This is a genomic window from Motilibacter deserti, assembly GCF_011250635.1.
Classification (GTDB): Bacteria; Actinomycetota; Actinomycetes; order Motilibacterales; family Motilibacteraceae; genus Motilibacter_A; species Motilibacter_A deserti.
On record NZ_JAANNP010000126.1, the window covers coordinates 1 to 4,530 of the forward strand.

Genomic DNA, 4,530 nt, shown 5'->3' on the forward strand with positions numbered 1-4,530 from the left:
GAGCAGCACGGTCACGAGGGTCAGGGCGATCGCGGCGAGCAGCTGGTTGGCGATCCCGAACAGCGGGAACAGCTGGTTCACCCCGCCGAGGGGGTCGGTGACGCCGACGTAGAGCATGTAGCCCCAGAGGCCCACGACGGCGGCGCTCGCGAGGATGTTGCCGGGCCGCCAGGACAGGTCCCCGAACCTCGGCCACACGTTGCCGACCGTGTCCTGCAGCATGAAGCGCCCCACCCGGGTGCCGGCGTCGACCGCGGTCAGGATGAAGAGCGCCTCGAACATGATCGCGAAGTGGTACCAGAACGCCTGCAGGCCACCGCCGAAGGCGTCGGAGAAGATCTGCGAGATCCCGAAGGCGAGCGTCGGCGCCCCGCCGGTACGCGAGACGAGGCTCGGCTCCTGCACCGCGGCCGCGGCGGCCGCGATGGTGTCCGGTGACGTCCCGAAGCCCAGCCCCTGAACGAAGGCGGCGGCCGCCTCCGGTGTCCCGCCCGTCGCGCCGGCCGGGCTGTTCATCGCGTAGTAGATGCCCTGGTCGATGATCGAGGCGGCGATGAGCGCGCTGATCGCGACGAAGGACTCCATGAGCATGCCGCCGTAGCCGATGACGCGGACCTGGCTCTCCTTCGCGACCATCTTGGGCGTGGTGCCCGAGGAGATGAGCGCGTGGAAGCCCGACAGCGCGCCGCACGCGATGGTGATGAAGACGAAGGGGAACAACGACCCGGCGAACACCGGGCCGTTGCCCTCGCGGGCGAAGCTCGTGACCGCGTCGTTCTGCAGCACCGGCCGGGCGAGGAGGACGCCGACGGCAAGCAGGACGATGACACCGACCTTCATGAACGTCGACAGGTAGTCGCGCGGCGTCAACAGCATCCAGACCGGGAGCACCGAGGCCACGAAGCCGTAGACCACCAGGGCGAGGACGAGCTGCTCCTTCGAGATCGTCAGCGCGTCCTCGAGCCCCAGCTCCTCGACGTAGCCGCCGCCGACGATCGCGAGCAGCAGCAGGGCGACGCCGATGCCGGTGGCCTCGAGGACGCGGCCGGGCCGCAGCACGCGCAGGTAGAACCCCATGAACAGCGCGATCGGGATGGTCAGCGCGATGGAGAAGACGCCCCACGGCGACTCGGCGAGCGAGTTGACGACGATGAGGGCGAGGACGGCCAAGATGATGATCATGATGGCGAACACCGCGATCAGCGCGGCGATCCCGCCGACGACCCCGATCTCCTCGCGGACCATCTGGCCGAGGCTCTTGCCGTTGCGGCGCATCGAGAAGAACAGCACCGTGAGGTCCTGCACGGCCCCGGCGAGGATCACCCCGACGACGATCCAGATCGTGCCGGGCAGGTAGCCCATCTGCGCGGCGAGCACGGGCCCGACGAGCGGCCCCGCTCCGGCGATCGCGGCGAAGTGGTGGCCGAAGAGGACCCTCCGGTCGGTGACCTCGAAGTCCACGCCGTTCTGCAGACGCTCAGCGGGCGTTGCGCGGCTGTCGTCCGCCTCGAGGACGCGGGTGACGAGGAACCGTGCGTAGAAGCGGTACGCGATGGCGTACGAGCAGACCGCCGCGAAGAGCACCCACAGCGCGGACACCGTCTCCCCGCGCGCGAGGGCCAGCACGGTCCAGGCCGTCGCCCCGACCAGGGCGACCGCGACCCAGAGGGCGACGGAGCGCGGGGACCTGCCGCCCCGGAGCGGGGCCCCGCCGGGCTGTGGGTGACGAAGAGTCGTGGACACCGTGCACCTCCGCGAGGTGGGCCGCAGCGCTCCGTTGACGCTGCCGGCGGCAGCATAGGCCGCATATGCGGGCGTACCGGACTGTGGTGGCGGGAGGTGCGCAGTGCGGGGTGCACTCCGGCGCGAGAAATGGCTCGTGGCAACGGATTCAGGGAGCGTCAATCACGTAGCGCGAATCCGGCGGGAGCCTGCTTGATCGGCGGGAAGCGGGGGGATGCAGGGGCCGAGAAAGTCGCCGACGAAAGGACTGGCTCAGTGAGCAGCACTGACCCCGGCGCCCCCGGCAGTGGTGGCGCCTCCGGATACGGATACGGGTACGGGGCCCCGGGTGGCTCGCAGCCGCCCCAGGGCGCGCCGCACGGCGGCTACGGGCAGCCGCCCGCGTCGCGCACGAACGGCATGGCGATCGCCGCGCTCATCCTCGGCATCCTGGCCCTGCTGACCGGCTGGCTGGTCGTCGGTTCGCTGTTCGGCCTCATCGCCATCGTGCTCGGGATCGTGGGGCTGCGCCGCGCCAAGGGGGGTGTCGGCGGGAAGGGCATGTCGATCGCCGGCATCGTCCTCGGCGTCCTCGGCATCCTCACCACCGTGCTCGTCATCGCGGCGGGTGTCGCGCTCTTCAACAGCGACGAGTTCCAGAACCTGCAGGACTGCCTGCAGAGCGCGGGCAACGACCAGGCCGCGGTCGAGGACTGCCAGCGCGAGTTCAACTCCGGCGTGACCAACGGGCAGTGAGCCCGCGGGCGACGGTGGCCGCGCGGAGCGCGCGGCCACCGTCGCCCGGATCGCTCCGACCAGCCGAGCCCGATCAGGCCGCGAGCCCGCGCAGCAGTGACAGGGCGCCGTCGACGGCGAGGGCGAAGTCGGCGGGGTTCCCGGACGCGCGGGCGAGCACGTAGCCGCCCTGCACCACTGCGACCAGCGTGGCGGCAACCTGCTGCGGGTCGATCGTGTCCGGCAGTTCCCCGGCGGCGACCGCCTCGGCGAGCACGTCGGCGTACATCCGGCGAACCCAGCGGAACGCCTCGTCGACCGGCGCGCGCAGCTTGTCGTCCGCCACGACCTCGGGGTCCTGCGTCATCCGACCGACGCGGCAGCCGCGCAGCACGTCCCGCTCACGGGTGAGGTTGAGCGTCAGCCGCTCCAGCGGCGACCCCGCGCCGGTGAGAACCTCCTCGGTCCGGCCGCCGAGGTCACGGGCCGTGCGCTCCAGCGCGGCGGCGGCGAGGTCCGCCTTGCCACGGAAGTGGTGGTACATGCTGCCCTGGCCGGCGCCCGCACGCTCCTGCACCGCCCGCGGGCTCGTGCCGACGTAGCCGCGCTCCCAGAGCAGGTCCTGCATCGCCTCGACCAGCCGTTCGCGCGTGTCCACGGCCCGAACGTACCTCCCGTTTTGACCGCCCGCCGCTGACCGGCGCGGAAACAGGTCGCGCCCTGTCCGTACTAGTCGGTACAGTCTCCTCCGACGGCATCCCATCGCCTCTGGAGGCTCCGTGCGCATCGCCATCAACGGGTTCGGCCGGATCGGCCGCAGCTTCCTCCGCTCGACCCTCGCCCGGCATCCTTCCGACGCCCCCTTCGAGGTCGTCGCCGTGAACGACCTGACGGCGCCGACCACCCTCGCGCACCTGCTGCGCTACGACACGGCGTTCGGCCCGCTCGCCCAGCCGGTCGACCTCGTCGACGACGTGCTCGTCGTCGGCGACCACAAGATCCGCGTGCTCGCCGAGCGCGACCCCGCCGCCCTCCCGTGGCGCGAGCTCGGCGTCGACCTCGTCGTGGAGTCCACCGGCGTCTTCACCGATGCCGCGAAGGCCCGCGCCCACCTCGACGCCGGCGCTCGCAAGGTGGTGATCTCCGCCCCCGCCACCGGCGAGGACCTCACGCTTGCCTACGGCATCAACTCGGCGGCGTACGACCCCGAGCGCCACCACATCGTGTCGAACGCCTCCTGCACCACCAACAGCCTCGCGCCGCTGGCGAAGGTGCTGCACGAGGCCGTCGGCATCGAGAGCGGCCTCATGACGACCATCCACGCCTACACCCAGGACCAGAACCTGCAGGACGGGCCGCACAAGGACCTGCGCCGTGCGCGCGCCGCGGCGCACAACATCGTCCCGACCAGCAGCGGCGCCGCCAAGGCGATCGGCCTCGTGCTGCCCGAGCTCAACGGGCGGCTGGCCGGCTTCGCGGTGCGCGTCCCGGTGCTCACGGGGTCTCTCACGGACCTCACGGTCACCGTCTCGCGCCCGACGACCGTCGAGGAGGTGAACGCGGCCTACCGGGCCGCCGCCGACGGGCCGCTCGCCGGCATCCTGCGCTACAACGAGGCTCCGCTGGTGTCGAGCGACATCGTGGGCGACCCGTCCTCGACCATCTTGGACGCACCGCTCACGAGCGTGGTCGGCACGACGGTCAAGGTGCTCGGGTGGTACGACAACGAGTGGGGCTTCTCCAACCGGCTCGTCGACAGCGTCGGGCTGGTCGGCGCCGGGCTCTGAAGAACTCCACTTCGGCGAAGCGCGTTGCTCTCGTGTGTCGTACGCGGCGGCGCGCTTCGCCGGTGCTGCGGCAGGCGTCCGGCCCTCAGGCCGCGCTCGGGTCCACATGCCACGCGGGGTCCGCGAGCGGGTGGGTCGCGACGTCGAAGAACACCAGGTCGTCCCGGCCGCCGAGCCGGGCGATCAACGCGGCCTTCGCCGCGACGACCTGCTGCGGCATGAGGGACCGCACCCCGATGGCGATCCGCCTGCGGCGGCGCAGCGTCTCGACGATGTGCTCGTCGGG

At 71.7% G+C, this 4,530-nt stretch carries 4 protein-coding genes and 1 pseudogene; 2 read left to right on the forward strand and 3 right to left on the reverse strand.

From position 1 onward, the window contains the following. Positions 1-1,743: carbon starvation CstA family protein (locus tag G9H71_RS21105; RefSeq protein WP_166284745.1), on the reverse strand; the 1,743-nt coding region annotated here is incomplete at its 3' end. Between the two features lie 255 nt (positions 1,744-1,998). Here G9H71_RS21105 and G9H71_RS21110 point away from each other — a divergent pair. Further along, positions 1,999-2,478 (forward strand): DUF4190 domain-containing protein, encoded by a 480-nt coding sequence (locus tag G9H71_RS21110; RefSeq protein WP_331273173.1) that lies wholly within the window; start codon positions 1,999-2,001, stop codon positions 2,476-2,478. Between the two features lie 73 nt (positions 2,479-2,551). Here the strand turns inward: G9H71_RS21110 and G9H71_RS24780 are convergent, their stop codons facing one another. Beyond that, positions 2,552-3,115, reverse strand: coding sequence for a TetR/AcrR family transcriptional regulator (locus G9H71_RS24780; RefSeq protein ID WP_331273174.1), 564 nt, complete (start codon positions 3,113-3,115; stop codon positions 2,552-2,554). A gap of 103 nt (positions 3,116-3,218) precedes the next feature. Here G9H71_RS24780 and gap point away from each other — a divergent pair, with 103 nt between their 5' ends. Further along, positions 3,219-4,244 carry a type I glyceraldehyde-3-phosphate dehydrogenase gene (gap, locus tag G9H71_RS21120; RefSeq protein ID WP_166284748.1) on the forward strand — a complete coding sequence of 342 codons (1,026 nt, stop codon included), beginning with the start codon at positions 3,219-3,221 and terminating at the stop codon, positions 4,242-4,244. A gap of 85 nt (positions 4,245-4,329) precedes the next feature. On the opposite strand, the pseudogene G9H71_RS21125 reads toward gap, so the two are convergent. Continuing rightward, a pseudogene (locus G9H71_RS21125) lies at positions 4,330-4,530 on the reverse strand (DUF4917 family protein); the annotation flags it as partial.